This is a genomic window from Clostridium zhoujianii (assembly GCF_051590805.1).
In the GTDB taxonomy this organism is placed as follows: domain Bacteria; phylum Bacillota; class Clostridia; order Clostridiales; family Clostridiaceae; genus Clostridium.
Window position 1 is genome coordinate 1,047,621 of record NZ_JBPUTF010000001.1, and the last position, 24,261, is coordinate 1,071,881.

The 24,261-nt window shown below is 29.6% G+C and carries 28 protein-coding genes; 25 read left to right on the forward strand and 3 right to left on the reverse strand.

Translation table 11 applies throughout. The features are described 5' to 3' along the window. Positions 1-39 precede the first annotated feature (39 nt). A complete protein-coding gene (locus ACSYT2_RS04925; RefSeq protein WP_438383842.1) occupies positions 40-1,938 on the reverse strand; it encodes an NAD(+) synthase in 1,899 nt (632 codons plus the stop codon). Positions 1,939-2,231: 293 nt separating this feature from the next. Here ACSYT2_RS04925 and ACSYT2_RS04930 point away from each other — a divergent pair, with 293 nt between their 5' ends. The 16 genes from ACSYT2_RS04930 (at position 2,232) to ACSYT2_RS05005 (ending at position 17,038) form a co-directional block, all read left to right on the forward strand. After that, entirely contained in the window at positions 2,232-2,663 is a 432-nt protein-coding gene (locus ACSYT2_RS04930) for an NfeD family protein (RefSeq protein ID WP_430856069.1), read from the forward strand. Between the two features lie 2 nt (positions 2,664-2,665). Then, positions 2,666-3,613, forward strand: a complete 948-nt coding sequence (locus tag ACSYT2_RS04935; RefSeq protein ID WP_430856070.1) for an SPFH domain-containing protein — start codon at positions 2,666-2,668, stop codon at positions 3,611-3,613. A 181-nt stretch (positions 3,614-3,794) separates the two neighbouring features. Next, entirely contained in the window at positions 3,795-4,400 is a 606-nt protein-coding gene (locus ACSYT2_RS04940; protein WP_430856071.1) for a hypothetical protein, read from the forward strand. A 143-nt stretch (positions 4,401-4,543) separates the two neighbouring features. Further along, entirely contained in the window at positions 4,544-5,344 is an 801-nt protein-coding gene (locus tag ACSYT2_RS04945) for an amino acid ABC transporter substrate-binding protein (RefSeq protein ID WP_438383845.1), read from the forward strand. A gap of 23 nt (positions 5,345-5,367) precedes the next feature. Next, positions 5,368-6,009 (forward strand): amino acid ABC transporter permease, encoded by a 642-nt coding sequence (locus tag ACSYT2_RS04950; protein ID WP_430856073.1) that lies wholly within the window; start codon positions 5,368-5,370, stop codon positions 6,007-6,009. Between the two features lie 12 nt (positions 6,010-6,021). Continuing rightward, positions 6,022-6,714 (forward strand): amino acid ABC transporter ATP-binding protein, encoded by a 693-nt coding sequence (locus ACSYT2_RS04955; RefSeq protein ID WP_430856074.1) that lies wholly within the window; start codon positions 6,022-6,024, stop codon positions 6,712-6,714. Positions 6,715-6,945: 231 nt separating this feature from the next. Beyond that, positions 6,946-7,617 carry a DUF969 domain-containing protein gene (locus tag ACSYT2_RS04960; RefSeq protein WP_430856075.1) on the forward strand — a complete coding sequence of 224 codons (672 nt, stop codon included), beginning with the start codon at positions 6,946-6,948 and terminating at the stop codon, positions 7,615-7,617. A gap of 18 nt (positions 7,618-7,635) precedes the next feature. Next, positions 7,636-8,565 carry a DUF979 domain-containing protein gene (locus ACSYT2_RS04965; RefSeq protein WP_430856076.1) on the forward strand — a complete coding sequence of 310 codons (930 nt, stop codon included), beginning with the start codon at positions 7,636-7,638 and terminating at the stop codon, positions 8,563-8,565. A 17-nt stretch (positions 8,566-8,582) separates the two neighbouring features. Next, on the forward strand, positions 8,583-9,224 hold the full coding sequence (gene pcp / locus ACSYT2_RS04970) for a pyroglutamyl-peptidase I (RefSeq protein WP_438383848.1): 642 nt from the start codon (positions 8,583-8,585) through the stop codon (positions 9,222-9,224). Next, the gene (locus ACSYT2_RS04975) at positions 9,224-9,685 is read left to right on the forward strand and encodes a gamma-glutamylcyclotransferase family protein (protein ID WP_438383850.1); all 462 of its coding nucleotides are present in this window, start codon (positions 9,224-9,226) and stop codon (positions 9,683-9,685) included. Before pcp ends, ACSYT2_RS04975 begins: the two co-directional genes overlap by 1 nt. 167 nt (positions 9,686-9,852) lie before the next feature. After that, complete coding sequence (locus ACSYT2_RS04980) at positions 9,853-11,424, forward strand: ClC family H(+)/Cl(-) exchange transporter (protein WP_438383852.1); 1,572 nt, start codon at positions 9,853-9,855, stop codon at positions 11,422-11,424. 94 nt (positions 11,425-11,518) lie between these two features. Next, complete coding sequence (locus ACSYT2_RS04985; protein ID WP_430856080.1) at positions 11,519-12,046, forward strand: ECF transporter S component; 528 nt, start codon at positions 11,519-11,521, stop codon at positions 12,044-12,046. 12 nt (positions 12,047-12,058) lie between these two features. Next, entirely contained in the window at positions 12,059-12,889 is an 831-nt protein-coding gene (locus tag ACSYT2_RS04990; protein ID WP_438383854.1) for a pyridoxamine kinase, read from the forward strand. A gap of 411 nt (positions 12,890-13,300) precedes the next feature. Further along, positions 13,301-15,424: an anaerobic ribonucleoside-triphosphate reductase gene (nrdD, locus tag ACSYT2_RS04995; protein ID WP_438383855.1), complete on the forward strand. Its 2,124-nt coding sequence runs from the start codon at positions 13,301-13,303 to the stop codon at positions 15,422-15,424. 28 nt (positions 15,425-15,452) lie between these two features. Then, entirely contained in the window at positions 15,453-15,953 is a 501-nt protein-coding gene (nrdG, locus tag ACSYT2_RS05000; RefSeq protein ID WP_430856083.1) for an anaerobic ribonucleoside-triphosphate reductase activating protein, read from the forward strand. Positions 15,954-16,144: 191 nt separating this feature from the next. Then, entirely contained in the window at positions 16,145-17,038 is an 894-nt protein-coding gene (locus ACSYT2_RS05005) for an aldo/keto reductase (protein ID WP_438383856.1), read from the forward strand. An 81-nt stretch (positions 17,039-17,119) separates the two neighbouring features. Here ACSYT2_RS05005 and ACSYT2_RS05010 read toward each other — a convergent pair whose 3' ends face one another. Next, positions 17,120-17,530, reverse strand: a complete 411-nt coding sequence (locus tag ACSYT2_RS05010) for a hypothetical protein (protein ID WP_438383859.1) — start codon at positions 17,528-17,530, stop codon at positions 17,120-17,122. Between the two features lie 326 nt (positions 17,531-17,856). On the opposite strand from ACSYT2_RS05010, the gene ACSYT2_RS05015 reads away from it, so the two are divergent. From ACSYT2_RS05015 to ACSYT2_RS05025, 3 genes are all read left to right on the forward strand, one after another. Then, entirely contained in the window at positions 17,857-18,057 is a 201-nt protein-coding gene (locus tag ACSYT2_RS05015) for a hypothetical protein (RefSeq protein ID WP_430856086.1), read from the forward strand. Positions 18,058-18,193: 136 nt separating this feature from the next. Beyond that, positions 18,194-18,382 (forward strand): hypothetical protein, encoded by a 189-nt coding sequence (locus ACSYT2_RS05020; RefSeq protein ID WP_430856087.1) that lies wholly within the window; start codon positions 18,194-18,196, stop codon positions 18,380-18,382. 9 nt (positions 18,383-18,391) lie between these two features. Beyond that, positions 18,392-18,598 (forward strand): helix-turn-helix domain-containing protein, encoded by a 207-nt coding sequence (locus ACSYT2_RS05025; protein WP_430856088.1) that lies wholly within the window; start codon positions 18,392-18,394, stop codon positions 18,596-18,598. A gap of 90 nt (positions 18,599-18,688) precedes the next feature. On the opposite strand, the gene ACSYT2_RS05030 is transcribed toward ACSYT2_RS05025, so the two are convergent. Further along, positions 18,689-18,934 carry a hypothetical protein gene (locus ACSYT2_RS05030; protein ID WP_430856089.1) on the reverse strand — a complete coding sequence of 82 codons (246 nt, stop codon included), beginning with the start codon at positions 18,932-18,934 and terminating at the stop codon, positions 18,689-18,691. A gap of 216 nt (positions 18,935-19,150) precedes the next feature. Between ACSYT2_RS05030 and ACSYT2_RS05035 the strand changes: the two genes are divergently transcribed. The 6 genes from ACSYT2_RS05035 (at position 19,151) to ACSYT2_RS05060 (ending at position 24,187) form a co-directional block, all read left to right on the forward strand. After that, positions 19,151-19,723: an accessory gene regulator B family protein gene (locus tag ACSYT2_RS05035; RefSeq protein ID WP_430856090.1), complete on the forward strand. Its 573-nt coding sequence runs from the start codon at positions 19,151-19,153 to the stop codon at positions 19,721-19,723. Continuing rightward, positions 19,720-19,857, forward strand: coding sequence for a cyclic lactone autoinducer peptide (locus ACSYT2_RS05040; protein ID WP_430856091.1), 138 nt, complete (start codon positions 19,720-19,722; stop codon positions 19,855-19,857). Before ACSYT2_RS05035 ends, ACSYT2_RS05040 begins: the two co-directional genes overlap by 4 nt. 168 nt (positions 19,858-20,025) lie before the next feature. Continuing rightward, positions 20,026-20,748, forward strand: coding sequence for a LytR/AlgR family response regulator transcription factor (locus ACSYT2_RS05045; RefSeq protein WP_438383862.1), 723 nt, complete (start codon positions 20,026-20,028; stop codon positions 20,746-20,748). Positions 20,749-20,750: 2 nt separating this feature from the next. Continuing rightward, a complete protein-coding gene (locus ACSYT2_RS05050) occupies positions 20,751-22,004 on the forward strand; it encodes a sensor histidine kinase (RefSeq protein WP_438383863.1) in 1,254 nt (417 codons plus the stop codon). Between the two features lie 144 nt (positions 22,005-22,148). Then, entirely contained in the window at positions 22,149-22,679 is a 531-nt protein-coding gene (locus tag ACSYT2_RS05055; protein WP_438383865.1) for a GHKL domain-containing protein, read from the forward strand. Between the two features lie 611 nt (positions 22,680-23,290). Beyond that, positions 23,291-24,187, forward strand: a complete 897-nt coding sequence (locus ACSYT2_RS05060; protein ID WP_430856095.1) for an HD domain-containing protein — start codon at positions 23,291-23,293, stop codon at positions 24,185-24,187. Positions 24,188-24,261 lie beyond the last annotated feature (74 nt).

The window sequence follows — 24,261 nt, forward strand, 5'->3', positions numbered from 1 at the left end:
TCTTATCTTTATATTATTTATTGATAGGTGGAAAATAAACTACTTCCATGGAGTAGCATCAGAAGGCATTCTCCAATCTCCCCTAGGAGATAAAGAGATGCTACCAACTTTTGGACCATCAGGAAGAGCACTTCTTTTAAATTGTTGAGTGAAGAATCTCCACATGAATTTATCTAACCATTTCTGTATTTCAGTATCAGAATAGTCATTTTTAAAGGCTTCTTTAGCTAAGAAAAGTATTCTTTCTTTTGATGAACCATTCTTAATAAAGTGATATAGGAAGAAGTCATGTAATTCATATGGACCTACAATATCCTCAGTTTTTTGAGCAATTTTACCTTCAGCATCCTTTGGTAATAATTCAGGACTAACTGGAGTATCTAAAATATCAAATAATGTATCTGATACCTTCTTAGATACTTCTTTTTCTGCTACATAATTAACAAGGTATCTTACAAGGGTTTTAGGTATTGATGGATTAACAGAGTACATTGACATGTGATCCCCATTATAAGTACACCAACCGAGAGCAAGCTCAGAAAGATCACCTGTACCTATTAATAATCCAGCTTCTTTATTAGCTAAATCCATAAGAATCTGAGTTCTTTCTCTTGCTTGAACATTTTCATAGGTAACATCATGTATATCTTTGTCGTGGCCAATATCTTCAAAATGCTGTAAAGCAGCTTTGACTATATTTATCTCTCTTAAATCACATCCAATTTCTTGACATAAAGATAAAGCGTTATTATAAGTTCTATCAGTAGTTCCAAAACCAGGCATTGTTATTGTGACAATATCTTTCATTGGGTATTTTAAAAGTTCAAAGGTTTTTACTACTACAAGTAAGGCTAGAGTTGAATCAAGTCCACCTGAAATCCCTATTACAGCTTTCTTAAGACCAGTATGTTCAAATCTCTTAGCTAATGCTGATGCTTGGATATTGAATATCTCCTTACATCTCATCTCCCTTTCATGTTCATTAGATGGAACAAAAGGATGTTTATCAATATACCTATCGAAAACTTTAATCTTTGTATCTTCATAATTGAAAGTTATTACTTTTGGTTCAACAGAAACCATTCTAGAAGAGTCTCTAAAACTTAGGTTTTTCATTCTATCTGAATTTAATTTAAATATATCAATTATAGAGTAGATAATCTCATTTTCTCTTTGGAATCTTTCATTCTCCTTTAGCAAGCTACCATTTTCACTAATTAATAAATGGCCACTAAATAATAAATCTGTAGAGGATTCATGGACTCCGGCAGATGAGTATATATAACTGCAAATTGAACGTGCGCTTTGATTAGATATTAAGGATTTTCTATACTCCATTTTGCTAACAAGTTCATTTGAAGCAGAAAGGTTTCCAATTATGTTTGCTCCCATTAATGCAAGGTAGGAACTTGGTGGAATAGTCACCCATAAGTCTTCACAAATTTCGAAACCATAGTTAAATTCTTTGCAGGAAAATATTAAATTTGTGCCAAAGTTAACATCCTTTTGAAAAGGTAGATTAATTAGTTTATCTCTAACTCCAAGACCTTCAGTAAACCAACGTTTTTCATAAAATTCACTATAATTTGGAATATAGGATTTAGGTACTATACCAAGAACTCTTCCTTTAAACAAAATATAGGCACAATTATAAAGAGTACTGTTATGTAGCAATGGTGCTCCAATTGCAATTAAGATATCTAAGTCTTTAGTTCTTAGAAGAAGTTCTTTAATAGCATCCATTGACTTATTTAATAAAGTATCTTGTAGAAATAGATCACCGCAAGTATATGATGTTATGCATAGTTCTGGAAAAACTATTGACTTAGCCCCATTCACTGTTGCTTCTTTAACTAGTGTAATTATATTAGTAAGATTATAATCAACATCCCCAACTCTTGAAACTGGGCAAGCTGCTGCTACTTTTATAAAATTCATATCTTTCAACTCCAATATTTATTCTTCATATAGTAGTATTTCATATTATTACTATTCTATAAATATAATAAGATGAAAATATTAGTAAATCAATGAAAGTGAGAGATAGTAGAAGATTATGAAGATAATACGATATTAAATACCACTTAAAGTTATTAAATCAACCTTGTTAAAAGATAATATATAAAATATAATATGTCCATAAAAGAAATTAAATACCTACAAGTAACAATTAATAAATGGTATAATTACTTTACAGGAAAGGTATACCAAATAATAAGGGGGAAGTAATAATGGGAACATTAATCTTATGGTTAGTAGTTGCAGCTGGAGCAATATTATTAGACCTATTTACTAGTGCATTTCTCTTTGTATGGTTTGCAATTGGAGCTTTTGCAGCAGTAATTGCAGGTTTACTAGGTCTTAACTTTGGATGGCAACTTACTATTTTCGGTGTGGTAAGCATTGTTTCAATAGCAATTGGTTATCCATGGGCAAAGAAAAAGTTTAAAAAAACTACAGAAAGAGTACCTTTGATGGAAGAGACGTATATAGGTAGAGAATTTGTTGCAGAAGAGGATATAGTAGATACATTTACATTTAAGGTAAGTGGAGTTTACTGGACTGGTGAAAATAGAGGAAGTAAAATCAAAAGAGGTCAGAAATTCCAAGTCACAGGAATTGATGGTAATAAATTATTAGTAACAGGATTAGGGGAGGAATAGTAATGAATTTAACAGGATTAATCATTTTAGGAGTAGCAATATTATTCATAGTGATTATATTAGCTTCTTCAATAAAAATCGTTAACACAGGGTATTTAGCAGTTGTAGAACGTTTAGGACAATTTCATAAGGTTTTAGAACCAGGTTGGCATTTTATGATTCCGTTTGTAGACTTTGTTAGAAAGAAAGTAACAACAAAGCAACAAATTTTAGATGTACCACCACAATCAGTTATCACTAAGGATAATGTTAAAATATCCGTTGATAATGTTATATTCTTTAAGTTATTAAATGCAAAAGATGCTGTATATAATATAGAAGACTTTAGATCAGGTATTGTATATTCAGCTACAACTAATATGAGAAATATTATTGGTAACATGACTCTTGATGAGGTATTATCAGGAAGAGATGCTATTAACCAAGACTTATTAAGTATTATTGATGAAGTTACAGATGCTTATGGTATCAAGATTCTTTCAGTAGAAATTAAGAACATAGTTCCACCAGCAGAAATACAACAGGCCATGGAAAAGCAAATGAAAGCTGAAAGAGATAAGAGAGCTGCAATATTACAAGCAGAAGGACAAAGACAATCACAGATAGAAAAAGCTGAAGGTGAAAAAAGATCTAAGATTCTTGAAGCAGAAGGTCAAAAGGAATCTCAAATAAGAAGAGCAGAAGGTTTAAGAGAATCACAATTATTAGAAGCAGAAGGTAAAGCAAAGGCTATACAAGCAATTGCAGCAGCCGAAGCTGAAGCTATAATGAAGGTAAATCAAGCCATTATTAATTCTGGCACAGATGAAAGAGTAATTGCATTGAAGCAAGTAGAAGCTCTTAAAGAAATGGCTAATAATCCAGCCAATAAGCTTATATTACCAAATGAAACATTATCGTCCCTTGGTAGCATAGCAGCTATTGGTGAAATGCTTAAAGGTGAAAAGTAATAAGATAGGTTATAAAAATAGAACTTTGTTAAAAGGTTCTATTTTTTTGTATTTAAAATAATGAACAAAATTCGTTAATATAAAATAATTGAATTTTTACCATAAATTTCTTGTTACTTTTTCTTCAGTAAAGTATAATTTTTATTGTTATAGATTTATAAGTTAAAAGGGGGATAATAGAATGAAAAAAAGTTTTAGAAAGTTATTACCAATAGGATTAATCTTAGTTTTATCATTTACATTAATGGCTTGTGGTAAAAAATCAACACCTGAGGAATCAATGATTAGTTACTTAAATTTACTTGTTAATGGTTCTGATGATAGCGAAACATTGCCAAAAGCAGAAAAAGAAAGTGTTTTAAAAGCTAGAGACGATGCATTTATGTATATGATTGAAGGTAATGAATTATATAAAGGGCTTATGGATGATGCACTTAAAAAAGAATATATGGATGCTGTGTATAATGGTGCAAAAATAACTAAGTATAGTGTTCTTTCATCTAAAATAGATGGGGATACTGCAACAGTAGATATAGAGATACAAGGGGCAAATATGTCAGCTGCTTTTGATAAAGCTGGGGCTAATGTTAATGCAAGACCAGAGGTTTCAGATATGGATGATAAAACATTTTACATTGAAGTATTAAAAGAATTTCCTAAGACTTTAGCTACAGTAGAGCAAATACCTGAAAAGAAAACAGTAACTATTAATGTTAAGAAGAGCAAGGGGTACTGGTCAATAGATAGTATTACAGACATAACAAATAATATAGTTAATATAAAATAGTATTATAGAGCATTTATCTTTAATTAAGATGGATGCTCTTATTTAAGTGAATATTAAAATTTTATAGAGAAAAGTATTGCACTTATCACTTTAGTGTGATAAAGTAGTAAATAGATAAAGGCAAAGAAATGGGGGAAAAATAAATGAACTTAAAAAATTTAGTTAAAAAAGGTTTACTACTTTCAATAATAGGGGCTTTAGCAATTGGAGTAGTAGGTTGTGGAAGTAATGATAAAAAAGCAGTAAGTGGAATGGACAAAGATCAATTAGTTTTAGGTTTCGATGATACATTTGTACCAATGGGATTTAAAGGTGATGATGGAGAATATACAGGCTTTGACATAGAACTAGCAAAGGAAGTTTCAAAAAAGTTAGGTAAGGATATTAAGTTGCAACCAATAGATTGGACAATGAAAGAATCAGAACTTAATAATGGAAATATAGATTTTATATGGAATGGATTCTCTATAACTGAGGAGAGAAAAAAGAGTGTTAATTTCTCTAATCCATATTTAAAGAATAGACAAGTTATAATTACTTTAAAAGATTCAAGTATAAAGACTAAAGAAGATTTAAAAGGTAAAAATGTTGCAGCACAGGATCAATCAAGTGCAGTTGATGCAATTGGTGATTACAAGTCAAACTTTAAGGAACTTGTAACATTCTCTACTAATAATGAAGCACTAATAGATTTGGAAGCTGGAAGAGTTGATGCAGTTGTTGCAGATGAAATCTTAGGTAGGTATTATATGAAGCTTAAAGGTGAGTCAAAATATAATGTTTTAGCAGATGACTTTGGTAAAGAAGAATATGCTGTTGGTATTAGAAAAGATGATAGTAAATTATTAGAAGCATTTAATAAGGCATTTAATGAAGTTGTTGATGAAGGAAAAGCATCAGAAATTTCAGTTAAATGGTTTGGAGAAGATATAATAGAAAAATAATTATAGGAAAAGGGGTAACCTCAATGGACATGATAATAGATTTAATGCCTCAAATGCTTGAAGGCTTAATGGTAACATTAAAAGTATTTGTACTAACATTAGTGCTTTCACTACCACTTGGAGTTATAGTAGCACTAGGAAGGACATCAAAATCAAAAATATTGCAAGAATTAACTGGGGTATATGTACTTGTAATGAGGGGAACTCCTTTACTATTACAATTGATATTCATCTTTTTTGGCCTACCTATAGTAGGTATTAGCATAGATAGATTTCCAGGTGCTTTATTAGCATTCGTTTTAAATTATGGAGCATATTTCGCAGAAATATTTAGGGCAGGAATTTTATCAATAGATAAAGGCCAATATGAGGGAGCAGAAGTTTTAGGACTATCACAAAAAGATGTATTTTTTAGAATTATAATGCCACAAGGGTTGAAAAGAATTTTACCACCAGTAGCAAATGAGGTTATTACCTTAGTGAAGGATACATCACTTATTTATGTTGTTGGTCTAGACGAACTTTTAAAGATAGGTAAGATAGCTACAAATAGATTTGGATCATTAGTTCCTCTTGTATTAGTAGGAGTTATATACTTGGTGCTTATTGGAATATTAACAAAAGTGCTTTCAAGAGTAGAGAAGAAATATAGCTATTATCAGTAGGAGGAATTTAGTATGCTAAAGGTAAGTGGACTTAAAAAAAGTTTTGGTAAAACAGAAGTATTAAAATCAGTAGATTTAGAAATAAAATCAGGTGAAATTCTAGTAGTAGTTGGTCCTTCTGGGGGCGGAAAGACTACACTACTTAGGTGTGTAAATGCATTAGAAACAGCAGATGAGGGGACTATTGAAATAAATGGTAAGAAATTGTGCCATAGCGGTAAGTATATAGATAAAAAAGGGCTTAAAGATATAAGAAAAGACATAGGTCTAGTATTTCAAAACTTTAATTTATTTCCACATATGAGTGTCTTAGAAAATTTAATTGAGGCACCACAAAGGGCTTTAGGTATTAAAAAGGAAGAGGCTATTGAAAAGGCAAAGGAAATATTAGGATTTTTAGGTCTAAGTGATAAAATAGATAATTATCCTTTTGAGTTATCAGGGGGGCAAAAACAAAGAGTTGCAATAGGAAGAGCACTAGCATTAGAACCTAAACTTATGTGTTTTGATGAACCAACTTCAGCATTAGATCCAGGTTTAACTGATGAAGTAGCAAAACTTATAAAAAGTTTGAGTGAAAAAGGTATGGCAATGCTTATAATAACCCATGATATGGAATTTGCTAACAAGGTAGCAGATAGAGTTGTTTCCATGGATAAAGGAGTACTTGTTGATGGAATGATATTTAAGGAAGTATTAGTTTAAGTGGATTCAAATAATAAAATATAAAAGATTATACCTCCCATATTTTTTAGTTACATAACACTAAAAAATATGGGAGTTTTTATTCTAGTTTACTAATAATTCGACATATTATTTGATGGATAGATAGGGTTTTCGAAAAGTATTAAACATTTCCATAGATTTTTACAGAAAAACTATGTATAATGTATAAATATAATGTATCTATACAAATGATGAAAGGACGGGATATGTATGGCTTTAATAGGTATTTTAATAATAATTGTTGGATTTGCATTAAAACTAAATACTATTGCTGTTGTTATATCAGCAGGTCTTGTTACAGGATTAGTATCAGGCATGAATATCACAGAAATATTAACTATATTAGGAGAAACATTTGTAAATAAAAGAGAAATGAGTTTATTCTTATTAACATTACCTGTTATAGGATTATGTGAAAGATATGGACTTAAAGACAAGGCAATAATGATGATAAAAAAGGCAAAATCATTATCAACAGGAAAACTTATTACTGGATATTTATTTATAAGAGAAGTATCAATTGCGGCTTCTGTTAAGCTTGGAGGACACCCTCAATTCGTAAGACCACTTATTAATCCAATGGCTCAAGGCGCAGCTATTGCAAAATATGGTGAAATTGATGAAGAGGATGAGGATATGATAAAGGGAGCGGCGGCAGCTTCAGATAACTATGGTAATTTCTTTGGACAAAATGTATTCTTAGCAAACTCAGGAGTACTACTTATTGCAGGAACCCTTGAGACACTTGGTTATAAAGTAGACACCCTACAAATAGCGAAGGCATCTATACCTGTTGCAATAATTGCCTTTATATTAGGAGTTCTTCAAAATTACTATTTAGATAAAAAATTAGATAGGAAATATAAAAAGAAGAATAAGTAGTTAAAGGGGAGAAAAATTATGGATATTAAGATGTTTTCAAATATATTATTAGATCTATTCTACATAATGGTAGGGTTACTTATGACTCTTACTATGATTTTTACAATAAAAGATAAAAATCATAAATCAAGGTTAGGTACAGCAACTTTCTGGGGGATATTAGGAGTAATATTTATATTTGGTAAGTTAATACCTTCAGTAGTAGTTGGAGGATTGATTGTAATAATAGGAATATTATCGGCATTCAATCAGGTCAATATAGGTACTATAAAACAATTAGATACAACCTTTGCAAAGTTAAAGGCTGAGAAAATAGGAATTAAAATATTTATACCTTCTATACTTATTGCATTGATTGCATTAGTTATAGCACAGTTTACAGAAATTTCAGGAACAGCAGCAGTTGGTATATCAGCATTAGTTGCATTAATTATAACTTTTATAATTACTAGATCAACAAAAAATGAATTTATAGAAGATAGTGATAGAATGTTACAATCAGTAGGAGCAACAGCTATATTACCTCAGCTTTTAGCAGCACTTGGTGCATTATTCACAGCAGCAGGAGTTGGTGATATTATATCTAATATGATTTCAAGTGTTATACCAGAGGGGAATAAATTAATTGGAATTACTGCTTATTGCTTGGGTATGGCTATATTTACAATAATAATGGGAAATTGTTTTGCAGCATTTTCAGTAATTACAGTAGGGATAGGAGTACCTTTTGTTTTTGCACAAGGAGCAGATCCAATAATTGCTTCAGCTATTGCTATGACAGCAGGGTTCTGTGGAACATTACTTACACCAATGGCGGCAAACTTTAATGTATTGCCAGCTGCACTTTTAGAAACTAAAGATAAAAATAGAGTGATAAAATCTCAAGCAGTATACGGAATAGTTTTATTAATAATTCATATTCCCCTTATGTACTTCTTGGCATTTTAATATAGGAGGAAATTAGGATGAAAGTTTTAATTACAGGATTTGATCCATTTGGAGGAGAATCTATTAATCCAGCCCTAGAAGCTGTTAAAAAATTACCTGAAAATATAGTAGGAGCTCAAATTATAAAGCTTGAAATACCAACAGTATTTGGAAAGTCATTAGAGAAGATAGAAGAAGGAATTTTAAGGCATAAACCTGATATTGTTATATCAGTAGGTCAAGCTGGTGGAAGATTTGGAGTAACTCCAGAGAGAGTAGCAATCAATATTGATGATGCAAGAATTAAAGATAATGAAGGTAATCAACCAATAGATATACCAGTTTTTGAAGATGGAGAAAATGCTTACTTCACAAACCTACCAATAAAAGCAATGGTTAAAGAAATGCATGAAGGTGGTATTCCAGGAGCTGTCTCAAACTCAGCAGGTACATTTGTATGTAATCATGTAATGTATGGAGTTTTATATTTGATAGATAAAAAGTATCCTAATATAAAGGGTGGATTTATCCATGTACCATATACTCCAGCACAAGTTATCACAAAAGCTAATATGCCAGCCATGTCAATAGATGATATAGCAAAGGGATTGGAACTTTGTATTAGGGCAGCAGTTGAAAATAATGAAGATATAAAAACAGTAGGAGGCACTATCTGCTAATGTTACAAGAGAGAAAAATATTTGTCTATGGAAGTCTTAGAGAAGGTTTCTTTAACTATGATAAGTATTTAAGTGGAAAAGTTGAGTCAGTGGAGATAGGAAGGGTTAAAGGTAAGACTCTTTATCATATGCCTTATAAAGGATATCCAGCCATGCTTTCAGGTGAAGGTGAAGTAGTAGGTGAGGTAATGGTAGTTAAGGATTATACTAATACAATGAAGGCAATAGACGAGATGGAAGGCTTCATTGGCGAAGGTCATCCAGATAATGAGTACAATAAAACTCTTCTTGAAATAGAGTTTGCTGATGGAAGTAAAGAGATGTGTTATGCATATTGTTATAATAAAATTAATGACAAGATATTTGATACTGAAGCAGTTTTTCTTCCAAGTGGAGACTGGAAAGAATATATGTTAAATAAATATAAATTTAGGATAAAAACTAGACAATGGTATTATTAATTACCTTGTCTAGTTTTTTTATATTATATATAACAAGTAGTATTATAAAGAAAAGTGATCTTAATGCTATGTAGGAATAGGATAGGAATTCATAAACTATGTTTAAATTTTAACAATTAAGTTGTATAATTTATTTAGCTATTTATCAAAGCAGAGGAGGATTTAAGATGAGTGTGGATAAGGATGAGATAATTAGTATTATGTCTCATAGGAAGAATCTTAAGTTTAAGTTAGTATTGGAATCTTTATTAATAGGTATAATTGTAGGGGGGATAATAGTATTAAATAGATTATTAATAAATAAGTTAACTCCATATTTTATGAAGTTATATAAGGGTGTAGAAGGTAATGTTTTTGATTATATCAAGGTATTTGGAATATTAGTATTAGTTGGACTATTCGTAGGATTTTTAGTGAAAAGAGAACCCATGATTTCAGGTAGTGGTATACCACAAGTAGAGGGCATACTTATGAAAAGCCTTAGTATAAATTGGCTAAAGGTTTTAATCTATAAGTTTGTAGGTGGAACTTTAAGTTTAGCTACAGGTTTATCAGTTGGAAGAGAAGGACCATCAGTACAAATAGGAGCTGCTGTTGGACAAGGTTTTTCAAAGGTATGTAGAAGAATTAATATAGAGGAGAAATTTCTTATAACAAGTGGAGCAAGTGCAGGGTTGTCAGCAGCTTTTAATGCACCAATTTCAGGAGTGATATTTGCATTAGAGGAGGTACATAAGAATTTTTCACCTCTAGTTTTATTATCAGCTATGGCAGCATCTTTGGCAGCAGATTTTGTTTGTAAGCAATTCTTAGGGGTTGCACCAGCAATGGAATTCACTGGAGTAAATATGTTCCCTTTAAAATATTATTGGTCATTATTATTATTAGGAATATTAGTCGGAATAACAGGAATTATTTTCAATAAAGGGATACTTGCATCACAAAAGATATATGAAATATTTAAAAAGATACCTACCGAGATAAAAATGGTAGTACCATTTATCTGTGCTGGATTAGTTGGTATTTTAACACCTATACTTTTAGGTGGAGGACATGAGCTTATTATGTCTTTGGTAACTAAAGGCTTTACAATAAAGATTTTATTATTCTTTTTAATAATAAAATATATATTTACACTTATAAGCTTTGGATCCGGTGCACCAGGAGGAATATTCTTTCCATTGCTTGTACTTGGAGCATTGGTAGGTAATATTTTTGGGATATTTATAAGTGATTTTTTTGGTTTACCAAAGGAATTTATAGTGAATTTTATTATATTAGCAATGGCAGGGAATTTTGCATCAATAGTAAAGGCACCTATTACGGGGATAATATTAATTACAGAGATGACGGGTTCATTTGAGCATCTATTAGCTCTTGCTTTTGTAGTTATTATTTCATATTTAACAGCAGATATATTTAAGTCTAGACCAATATATGATAGTTTACTTGAAAGAATTTTAATGAAAGGAAACAATTCAACTAAGGCCTATAGGGGGAGTAAAACCTTATTAGAGAAGTGCGTATGCATGGGAAGTTATGCTGAGGGTAGATATGTAAGTGAAGTTAAATGGCCAAAAAATTCATTACTTATATCTATTAAAAGAGGGGATAGGGAGATTATACCTAAAGGTGATACTAAGATTGATAGTGGAGACTTTTTGGTTCTACTAATTAACGAGAATAACGCAAGAGAAGCTTTGGTAGAAATTGATAAGTTAGCATCAAAAGTATATTAAAAAAGAGGTTTGAATATGTATCGATACATTTGACAACTAAAAAAGGCCCTCATATTATATAACATATAAGTAATAAATAATTGGGGGATTAACTATGAAAACTAAAAAACTAGTACTATTATCATTATTTACAGCTTTATGTTTCATTGGAACATGGATTCATATACCAGTACCAACAGTAGGTACAAATGCTATGATCCATCTTGGGACAACTGTAATATTTATAATTGCAATTCTTATTGGAAAAAACGCAGCAATTCCAGCAGGTCTTGGATGTGCATTATTTGATTTATTCTCACCAGGATATGCACTTTGGGTAATTCCTACCTTAATTACAAAGGGTTTAATGGGATATGCAGTTGGTAAAATAGCTTTTGCAAATGGAAAGAAGGGGAAGAACCCTATTTATAATATAATCGGATTTGTAATAGGTGGAATAGTATCATTAACAGGATATTTTATATTTAATTGGATATTTTTTAAAGGGTGGGAAGGTGCTGTATCAAGTTTAATTACCTCCTTTGGAACAACTATAATTGGTCTGTTAATTGCAATTCCATTGTCAATGGGTGTTAAGGCAGCAACAAATAGATTTATAGAAGATGTGTTTATAAGTGAATAGGAAGGTGTTATTTTGAGAAAGCCAGTTAAAAGGGTAGCGGTAGTTCATGACTTATGTGGAGTAGGAAAAGCAGCATTAACAAATATTATACCCGTACTTAGTATTATGGGAGTAGAAGTGTGTCCTATACCTACAATGCTTTTATCAACTCACACAGGTGGATTTGGTAATCCATCAATAGTAAAGCTTCCTAATTATATTGATGAGTGTGATGAACATTATTCTAAGTATGAAATAGATTTTGATGCATTGCTAATTGGATATTTAGGAAGTGATAGTGCTATAGATTCTGCAATAAAATTTATTGAGAGAAATAAGAGCTCTAATATTGTTATAGATCCTATATTTGGAGATCATGGAAAGTGCTATTCTAATTTTGATATGATATATGTCCAAGGCTTAAAAAGGCTAATAGCATTTGCTGATATAATTACACCCAATTATACAGAGGCTTGTCTATTAACTGGCGAAGATTATATAGAAGATTTTTCTTTTAGTAGAATTGAAAAAATTTGTAATAAACTTATTGATTTAGGAGCTAAAAATATTGTTATTACAAGTTTGCCTTCTAAGCTGGAAAAGGATATAGGTATAGCTATTTACGAAAAAGGTGAGCTATCTATTATATCTAAAGAAAAGAAAGGTGAGGCATATCCGGGGACAGGGGATATATTTACATCTGTATTAATAGGGGAAAGACTTAGAGGAAAATCTTTAATTGAGAGCTGTGAGAAGGCACATAACTTTGTTAGTGAATGTATAGAGGAAAGTAGTAAATTTGATTATCCTAGAAGAGAAGGAGTTCTCCTTGAAAAAAAGCTATATTTGCTTGTAAATAAATAATAAAATAAAAAATCTTCAGTTTGTTACTGGAGATTTTTTATTTTATATAGAATTACTATTAATGTTGATAGATTTATAATTTTAAGATGGACATTTTTGATATTTACTATAAAATTTTATTGAGATTTTTATTTACAATAGAATTTTATATTGATGAAACCACTAAATGTAGTGTATAGTTTATAGAGTGATAGGTTTATATTGTGGATTTGTTAAAAATATATGAAGTTATACTTATTATAAAGATATAGTATGAAAAAGAGAGAAAAGTAAAAACAAATCATAAATTTAGACATATTTCATGTATGAAATATAAATTTAGGTAGTGTATAATAATGAAATAATGGCTATTGATTGACAATAAATAGCAAAAAATATTTTATATTGAATTACAGGGGGAAGAAGAAGGATATGAACGTTATAAAGAGAGATGGAAGTACTGTTGTATTTGATAAAATGAAAATTAGGGAAGCAGTAACAAAGGCAATGAAAAATGGTAGTGGGATTTATTTGCCAGACATTGCGAAATTAATAGCTAATGATGCAGAAAAACACTTTAGTGATGGGGAAGAAATACCTACAATATATAAAATAGAGACTTATGTATATGATAGATTAGTTCATTATGGGCAAGCAGTTACTGCAAAAGCCTATGAAGGATACAGAGCAGTACAAGAGTTTAAAAGAAATAAGAATACAACAGATGAAAGTATATTAAGTTTACTTAGTAAAACAAATGAAGATGTAATGAAGGAGAACTCAAATAAGAACTCTGTAATTGCTGCAACACAAAGAGATTTAATTGCTGGAGAAGTATCTAAGGATATTTCAAGAAGAAGATTAATTCCATCTCATATGGTTCAAGCTCATGATGAAGGAATGATTCATTGGCATGATATGGACTATACACTTTCTTCAATTTTCAACTGTTGTTTAATAAACTTAGAAGATATGTTAAACAATGGAACTGTAATAAATGATAAATTAGTTGAGTCACCAAAATCCTTTGGAACAGCTTGTACAGTTACAACACAGATAATAGCACAAGTTGCAAGTAATCAATATGGTGGACAAAGTATAACAATAAAGCATTTAGCTAAATTCCTTAGAGTTACATATGATAAGTACTACAAGTTCTATTTAGATAAATATGGTAATGAAGAGTTAGCAAGAGATTTAGCTAATGATATGAAACTAAAGGATTTAAAGGATGGAGTTCAAACTATAAGATATCAATTATCAACTCTTCAAACAACAAATGGCCAATCACCATTTAGTACAATATACCTTGAAATAGAAGAGGGTAATGAGTACGAAGAAGAAATGGCATTAATATGTGAAGAGATGATTAAACAGAGATTAGCTGGAATGAAGAACTATAGAGGTCAAGAAATTGGTGAGGCTTTCCCAAAACTTGTGTATTTACTTGATGAACATAACAGTTTAGAAGGTGGAAAATATGATTACATAACTAAACTTGCAGCTACTTGTACTGTTAAGAGATTAGTTCCTGACTACCAATCTGCAAAGATTATGAGAAAGAACTATGAAGGAAATACATTCCCACCAATGGGTTGTAGATCCCACTTAAGTCCATGGAAAGATGAAAATGGAGATTACAAGTGGTATGGAAGATTCAATCAAGGTGTTATTAGCTTGAACTTACCTCAAATAGGAATAGTAGCAGATAAGGATATGGAGCTATTCTGGGATATGCTTGATCAAAGATTAGAACTATGTAAAGAAGCTTTATTAATTAGACATAAGATGTTACTTGGAACTCTTTCAGATGTTTCACCAATTCATTGGCAACATGGCGCAATAGCAAGACTTGAAAAGGGCGAAAAGATAGATAAGTTATTAAAGGATGGATATTCAACATTATCTCTTGGTTATGTTGGAATTCATGAGATGGTTCAGGCTATGCTTGGAGTAAGCCATACAACAGAAGAGGGAGAAAAGTTTGCTATCGATGTAATGAAACATATGAGTGAAGCTTGTGAAAGATGGAAGAAGGAAACTGGATTAGGCTTTGGTTTATATGGAACACCAGCAGAAAACCTTATTTATAGATTCTGTAGGTTAGATAAGCAAAAATATGGAGTGATCCCTGGTGTAACAGATAGATTATATTACACTAATTCATACCATGTTCATGTTTGTGAAGAAATAGATGCTTTTAGTAAGCTTAAGTTTGAATCACAATTCCATGATATTAGCTTAGGTGGATGTATTTCATATATTGAAGTTCCTGACATGAGCAGAAATGTTGAAGCAGTAGAACAGATAATAAACTATATTTATCATAATATTCAATATGCTGAGATAAACACTAAACCTGACATATGCTACAGCTGCGGATACACAGGAGAAATAAAACTGGATAATGAAAGCTTAACTTGGTACTGCCCATCCTGTGGAAACAAAGATGAAAGTGAAATGCAAGTTATGAGAAGAACCTGTGGTTATATTGGGACAAATTTCTGGAATAAGGGTAGAACGGCAGAAATAGGAGACAGAGTACTTCACTTATAGAAGGAACTTTATTTAGGAGGTATTTCTATTGAATTATGCAGAAATAAGAAAATTTGACGTTACAAATGGGCCAAATGTAAGAGTAACTTTATTTGTAAGTGGTTGTACTAATAACTGTGAAGGTTGTTTTAATAAAGATTTGCAAAATTTCAACTATGGAACCCTATGGAATAAAGAGACAGAGGATAAGTTTATCTCCTATGTAAAAAACGTGAATATCTTAGGAGTTAATATCCTTGGGGGAGAACCTATGGAGCAAACAAAGGATAGGGATTTAGTAAATCTTTTAAAAAGGATTAAAGATGAAACAGGAAAGCCTATTTGGCTTTGGTCTGGTTATCTTTATGAAGATATCATAAAGGACGAAAAGAAGAAAGAGATTTTAGCTTTAGTTGATGTTATTATAGACGGAAAGTTTGAAATTGCAAGAAGAGATATTAGTTTAAAATATAGAGGTTCAGGGAATCAAAGAGTAATAAATGTTACTGAATCTTTGAAATTAAATAAAATAGTTGAAATAGAGCTATAGGAAAGAATAAAAGACAAGTATATACTTGTCTTTTATTATATAATCATTATTTAGAGAAGGCAAATAAGGTATAATCAATACTAAGTATAAAGGGAAATTAATAGGAATGTAATATTTTGCTAGAGGATTTTGAGTTAGAAAATAGAATATGTTACTGTTGGCAAAGAACATAATAAAAGGAGTGAGTATTTATGGAAAGAATAGAGGTTAATAAAGATTTATCATTATCAAGAATAATACAAGGTTTTTGGAGATTAAGTCACTGGAATAATAAACCTGAAGATACATTAAGATTTATGGAAGAGTGCTTAGAATTAGGTATAACTTCTTTTGATAACGCTGATATTTATATGGCAGAGGAGCTTCAAGGAAATGCTATGAAGCTAAATCCTACTTTAAGAGATAAGATTGAAATAATAACAAAATGTGGAATTAAACCGATGAATGCTCTTTTCCCAGAAAATAAAATGTTACAATATAATTCAAGTAAGGAGCATATTGTAACTTGTGCTGAAAATTCATTAAGAAGATTAGGAACTGATCATATTGATTTATTATTGATTCATAGACCTGATTTTATAATGGACCCAGAAGAAATTGGAGAGGCTTTTAATGAATTAAAGAAGAGTGGGAAGGTGTTTAACTTTGGGGTATCTAATTTTACATCATCACAATTTAGTATGCTACAATCCTATGTTGATGTACCTCTTGTAACAAATCAAGTAGAAGTATCACCATTACATTTAGATCCAATAGCTGATGGAAGCTTTGACTTCATGTTAGAGAAGAGAATTAATCCTATGGCTTGGTCACCCCTTGCAGGAGGAAGAATATTTACTGGAGAAGATGAGAGAGCAGTAAGATTAAGAGGATCTCTTGATAGAATCAAAGAAGAAATAGGAGCTAATTCTATAGATGAAGTTATTTATGCTTGGCTATTGAGACATCCAGTGAAAATAATGCCTATAGTAGGTTCGGGTAAAATTGAAAGAACTAAGGCAGCTGTGAATGCTTTACAATTAAACTTCACTAGAGATCATTGGTATGAAATATGGCAATCATCATTAGGAAGAAATATAGATTAGATTTTTATATTAGGCTTATACAAGAGAATTAGAGATAAAAAGATAAAGGGCAAGAATTTCTTGTCCTTTATCTTTTTATAATTAATCTTTAATTAAAGCTTTATATTTATCAATATCATCAAATTCTGTTGAATAGTATACTGGAACTTTATCAATGTTTTTCATCACAATAGGATTTCCGTCATTAAGATTTTTAAAAATAACTTCAAAAGAATTATTTTTCTCTAAAGCAATTTCAATTGTTTGATTCTCTCCAATTAATTTGTATTTTTTATCACCTAACTCATCATAAGTACCACTATTAACTTCTCTATTATCAATATATTCTGTAAAATTCTTTTCATCAGGTTGTATTGATATTTGGATAACATAATTATCAATGGTTCTTTCACTTTGATAGAATCCACTTAAGGGTAAATAATTTGTGTCTGTACAACCATAAATTATAAGTACTACTATTAAGGATAAGGTTGAAAAAAGTAATTTTTTCATAATAATATTCATCTCCTTTTTGTGGATTGTAAAAAAATAATACGTTACTATTAAATTTTACACAAATAATGGTAAATGTCAAAGTTTCTAAGAATATTATCATTTGAGAAAGTAGGGCATACTTTGCTGAATAAGGTTATTTTAATAATATATTGAATTTATATAATAAATTAGTTAATAAACAGAAAAAAGTTATTGATAAACGATAAAAATGATCTATATTAAATATATAAGTAAAATATTGGAGGGGCAATTATGTCTGAAATAAAGCCTATAGTAATTGGAAAGAAAAAAGACTGAGAAGGTTAAGTAGATGGAACATTTTATTGAGTTTTGTAATCTGTATTGCTTTAATATTTAATTTAGCATCAGCATATATTATTTTTGAAAATCCACCATTTGAAATACCTTGGAATGGAGAAATGAAACAAGTAATTTTTAGTAGTGTTATGAGAATTATGCTATTTATAGGGAGTATATTAGGTATAATTTTAAGCGTATATCCATTAATTTCATTAAAAAAATAATAAAATCTATAAATACTAATAGTATTTTTAATAATACAAACATAAGAATATTAAAAAAAGTGCAATTGTTATAGGATTATACATTTTTCTTAAGGCATTTAATATTATACCTAAATCTACAGGTGGATTAGATATAATGAGTTTTGAACAAAGTATAGTAATAGGAAAGGTAGGAACAATACCGGAATTATCTATGTCTGGTTTTGGATTTAACTTTAGTTTTGATAGTGTGTATTCAATATCAATTATATTGTTTATAATAGTTTTAATAGAAATAATAAAGCTAGGAAAAGTATTAAAAGAAGAGAATGAGTTAAGAATTTAGGTGATGGAATTGAGTATAATAGTAAATTTAGATGTTATGATGGTTAAACGTAAAATATCATTAAATGAACTTTCTGAAAGGGTTGGAATAACAAATGCAAATCTTTCAGTACTAAAAACTGGAAAAGCTAAAGCAATAAGATTTTCAACCTTAGAAAAGATCTGCGAGGTGTTAGAGTGCCAACCAGGTGATATACTAGAATATAAAACTAATTGATTAAAGGTAAAAAGCTACTTACTTTTAGAGGTTGACTTCTAAAAGTAAGTAGCTTTTTGGCACTAAAATCTTATAACATAGTGTAGGTAACTAAATAGCTACCTTATATAAAAAAGTAGAATCTGGCTTATTAATAAGGATAAATGCAAAATTATTGCAGCTATCAGATGCTTTAAAAAGAAATTCGATATTTTCAATTATATCAGCTAAGGATGTTGATGCAAACTCATCAACAAATAAAAGTGTACTTTCATCAATACCATCAACAGATAAAGATGAGTAAGAATCATATAATATTAAGATATATTTATCTGGTAAATTGATCATATCATGCATAAGTTATCTCTCCTAAAGTAATATACTATTTATATACTAAAAATAAGTAAAAAAAATAAAAATTGCAGGAAAAGCATATATAGGGTATGAAATGATATGGAAAAGCATTATGTGTACGGATTTCGCACTTTCATACCGAATGTAAAATAAGGAGATAAAAAGTAGTATTATAAAGAAAGAAAACAAAAGAAAGAAAGCAAAAGAAAGGAAGAAATAATGATGTTACAACATGCTATTAAATGGAATGTAAACTTCATTACACAAATATTAAATATTGAAGATAAGTATGAAATTGATAGGATTAGATATGGGGTAGAAACATTACTTGGGGAACTTATAAAAACATTAGTAATATTATTTACATCAATATTAACAGGTAATGTTCTGGAATTTTTCATAGTATTTCTTATGATGAGTATCTTAAGAAGTAGTATTGGAGGTACTCATGCTAAAAGCTATTTAAGATGTTTAATAAGAAGTGTATTTTTATTTTATCTTCTTTACTTTGTTGGTAGTGTAACAGAGGACATGCCTTCAATTATTCAAGGGGCTATTTTGGTATTTGAAACTATAGTTTTACTTGGAGTTGAATATAAGACGAAAATAGATAGTAGTGGGGCGAATAGAAGTCTTAATATAAGACTTAGGATTAAGTTACTTTTGGTAGTAGTCTTTTCAGCCCTTATATGCAAATTATTCTTTAATCATTTAACAAGCCTATTATTAATTACTCAATTGTATATCATAATAGATTATTTATATATGAAAAGGAGTGTAATAAAATCATGAAAAAAGAAGTGGTATTACAAAAAGTTGCTAAAGCAATGAAGAAAGTAAGTAAAATGGCTGCAAATAAGGGAGTAACGACTTATTGCTTCTGGTATGGTGGAGAACCAGAATTGCCGTTAGATCTTAAGAAATAATAAAATAATAATTATTAAAATAATTCTAAAAAAGTTATTTCAAGACATAATAATGGATTGAAATAACTTTTTTATTTACTATAGGTAACTATAGTAGATTTTACATAAATGTCGTATGATTGTATAATATGAATGTGGAGTATAAAAAATGTCATTTTGGAGGAGAAAATGAGAATATTATTAATAGAAGATGATAAGAAGCAAAAGGAATCTTTAATTAAGATAATAGAGAAAAACTATATCGATATTAAAACATATGATGCTGAAACTGTGATGGAAGCAGAAAAGATTGTAAAGGAGAAGAAAATAGATCTATTCTTAATAGATATAAATCTTCCTGATGGCTCAGGACTAGAATTTGCTAAGAAAGTAAGAGAGATGCATGAATATAAATTAACGGGAATAGTATTTTTAACAACACAAGTAGTACAAATAATAGATGCTTTCAAAAATACCCATTGCTATGATTTTTTAATAAAACCCTATACAGTTGATGATATAAAACGTATTATTGATATATTTTACGAAGAATTTACAAGTACTCCAGTAAAAGAATGTAATTCTTTTATAGTATCCCTTGAAAATGGTGTTTCGGCAAAAATATTTGAAGACGATATAATCTTTGTGGAGTATTCTCAACGTAAATGTTTTTTTTATACTAATAAAGGTAAAATACAAAGTAAAGCAATGTCTTTAGCTAAACTAATGAAATCAATTAAGAGTGATAATATAGTACAAGCTCATAAATCTTATGTGGTTAACACAAGGTATATAAATAGAATAGAAAAAGTATATCCTAAGATATGGGACATACATTTTACAATTATTGATGATGTAGCTCAACTTAGTAATAGTTATAAAGATGATGTTTTTGCAAGGTGGGAGGAATAATCATGCCATTTATGACTATTGTAGAAACCCTGGCAATAGTTCTATTTAGAAATATAATATTTCAACGAAAAGTACTAGAAGATTTTGATATTATGATTCCTGTAAGTATATTTTTATATGGACTAAATAAATATGTATTAATTAAGGTTCCAACAATATCCTTCATAGTTATACTTTTCATTACTATTCTTTTTCTTAATATTAAGAGGAAAAATAAAATATGGAATTGTATTACTGAAGTAATAGTAGGACTAATTATAATGATTGTGAGTGAAAACATAGCCTTAGGAATTGCATTAAGCCTTCAAGGCACAGTAGATATGGAGTTTAATATTTTAAATATTATTTGTATTTTTATTAGTTATGGAATTGTAACAGTGATCTTATTATTAGTACCATCAAAAAAGTATGAAGACTTTATAAGGGCTATGGATAAAAACAATACATTTATACTACTTTTATTTAATTTAGTATTAGTTACTTTAATTGCAAAACTTCTTTTTGATAATGACTCATTAAGAGGGATAATAGGAATACAGATACTAGTAATTGTAATAATATTTGCAGTATTAACATTTTGGACTTACTGTTGTTTAATTCACCAAGTGAAAGAAAGGGATAGATTATTAACTGAGAATAGTTTTAAGACTATTTTAGAAGATTATGTGAATCAATTAAGGGCTAATGAACATGAATATAAAAATCATCTTAATGCAATATATAGTATGATTCTTGTAAATGATGATAATGAAGTTAGAAATAAAGTAGAGGATTATATTGGTAAGATAAAGCAAAGTGATAATTTGAATAAATTGCTCTACGTAAATAATATAGTTTTAAAGGCGGTCTTATACAGTAAAATACATGAAGCGGAAGATAGAGGCATTAAGGTAGATTATGAAATATTAAGTAGCTTAGAAGACATAGAAATGAATAGTACGGAATTAGTTGTAGTTATAAGTAATCTATTAAATAATGCTATAGAAGCAGCTAATGATCAGAATGATTCTTGGATTAAGATTGATATTTATGAAAAAATAAACAAGGAAAAGATTAGTCATTACATAGCAGTAGAAAATTCAGTAGAGGATATTAGTGCTGTAGATATATCATCAATTATGAACAAAGGTTACACCACTAAGGCAAATGGAAATGGATATGGCCTATATAATATTAGTAAGGTTATGAAAAGAGTTAGTGGTAATATAATAATAGAGCCTAAAAAGGATTCTTTAAGAATAGAATTAGAATTTTAAGAGACACAAAGTGTCTCTTTTTTTGTACAACTTTCTTAATTAAGTCAATTCATGTATGAAAAAGGTAAAGATATGTATTATTTTGTATTACCTTTAGCATTCCATGTATAATACATTTAGAAAGGTTGAATGGGGGAATTGGGTTTGGGTTTATTACTAAGGGGGAAGAGGTCAGATAGGAAAGAAACAGATAACTATAATATTTCATCACCAACTATAGATGTTAGTAGCTTTTCAAATTTAAGAGTACCATCTACTAGGGGAGCAATACTTGCTAAGATTATAATGTGTGAAAATAGAGGGATAAGTATAAGGGTAAGTGTTCCTAATTTAATAAACTTTATTTCATCAAATGAGCTTATAATATCAAGATGCATTGGTATTATAATAGAAAATGCTATAGAGGCTACAGAAAATTGCTTGAATCCTTTTGTAAATATATCTTGCATAAAGAAAGGAAATGCTACAAGTTTTATTGTTGAAAGCAATTATAATAAGAATATAATAGATAGCAATAGCTTACTGGATGATTTTTATTTTAGCAATGATGAAAATGGTTTTGTTTGCTTACATGATGTTAGGAATTTGCTAGCATATGAAAGTAACGTAATATTTGATAGTGTTGTACTTGATGATATTGTAAAAAGAACGTTACATATAACAGCTTTTTATTAAACCGCTTATACAGAAGAAACTATATTCTTTAATGGAATAGTTAGGCTACAATTGGTGGACATATAAATTATAGGATAAAAGATTTAACTTTTAATCCTTTATAGAAACACCTTTGATATATATACATAATTGACAATTTATATTAAGTTTCCCCACAACTCTATAAATTGTTAAGGAGACTATCTTAAGACTTAATATTAGAATGGTTTAGTATTGAAGTTGATTTAAATCTTAAATAAATAAGTATTTGGATATTAGAGAGTAAAATCTCGGAATTTACACTAGGATAAGTAGTATAAGATTTAAAAATCAGATGTTAAAGATAGTTATTTTTAATTGCAGTAATAAATATAATAGGTAGTTATGTATTATGCATAAGATAAGAAAATTTCTTTTGTGTAGTACCTAGTAACAGAATTAATAATAGTAGGATAAAGAATAACTAAATATACTCGATGAAAATTTATATCTTCCAATTGTAGCAAAATAATTGATAAGATAATTCGGGTAATACAAATTTATGAGGGAAAAGATGTTGTGAATTCAACATCTTTTTTGCGTAAAAATAGGTGAAAGAACACATACTATTCTTGTAAGGATAGGTGAAAAATATGAAGAACAAAAGTTTAAAGGATTATAATTGGGGAGAAAAAATAGAGTTATCTCTTATGATAAATAAGATATTAGATAAAAATGAGAAAATGGTATGGGCATATGTTGGTGATAAAGGTAAGGAAGTAAAGTGCATAATAAATGATGGTGATAAGGAGTTAAAGGTAGGAGATGTATTAAAGTTCAAAGGTCATTATAGTGAACCCTTTAAGCCTTCCTCCTGTGAAAGGATGAAAGAATATAATATTGAAGACTATCTTCCAACAGTTAAGAGACCTATTGAAGAAATAATGAAGGAAATAGAGGGAATTTCTATTGAAGAGTTTAAATCAGAAGAGGCAAAAAAGTTAAATGATTATTTCTTTATGGATAAGAATTTTCTAGAAAAATTTAAAAGAGCTATAGGTGGGGTATATAATCATCATAATTATTTGGGAGGACTTGCAGAACATACTTTAGGCGTTATGTCTTTGTCTAAGATCTTTGCTATACAATATAATTGTGAGTATAGGGAATTAGCAGTATTAGGAGCAAAGCTACATGATATAGGTAAGATATATGAAATGAGTTATGATGGTCCATTTCATTACAGTATTAAAGGGAGTTTAGAAGGACATATAGTAATGGGAATAACTATGTTAGAGAGGGTATTTATAGAAAATCCTAATGATTTTTCAGAGGATTTTAAAGAGAGGATTAAGGGGATAATAGTGCAACATCACGGTAAATTAGAGTTTGGATCACCAGTACCGCCAAGAACTCAGGAGGCATATATAGTGCATTATGCTGATTATGTTGATGCGTCCTTCAATAAAATAGATTTAATTAAGGAAGGCGTAGGGAAGGGTGAATGGAGTAAGTTCGATAAAAGGATTGAAGGAAGGATATTATTCTAATTGAAGCTAAATTATGAAAGATATATATTAGAAATATACAGTATTATTTAATAAATTCTCTTTTAGTGTAACAA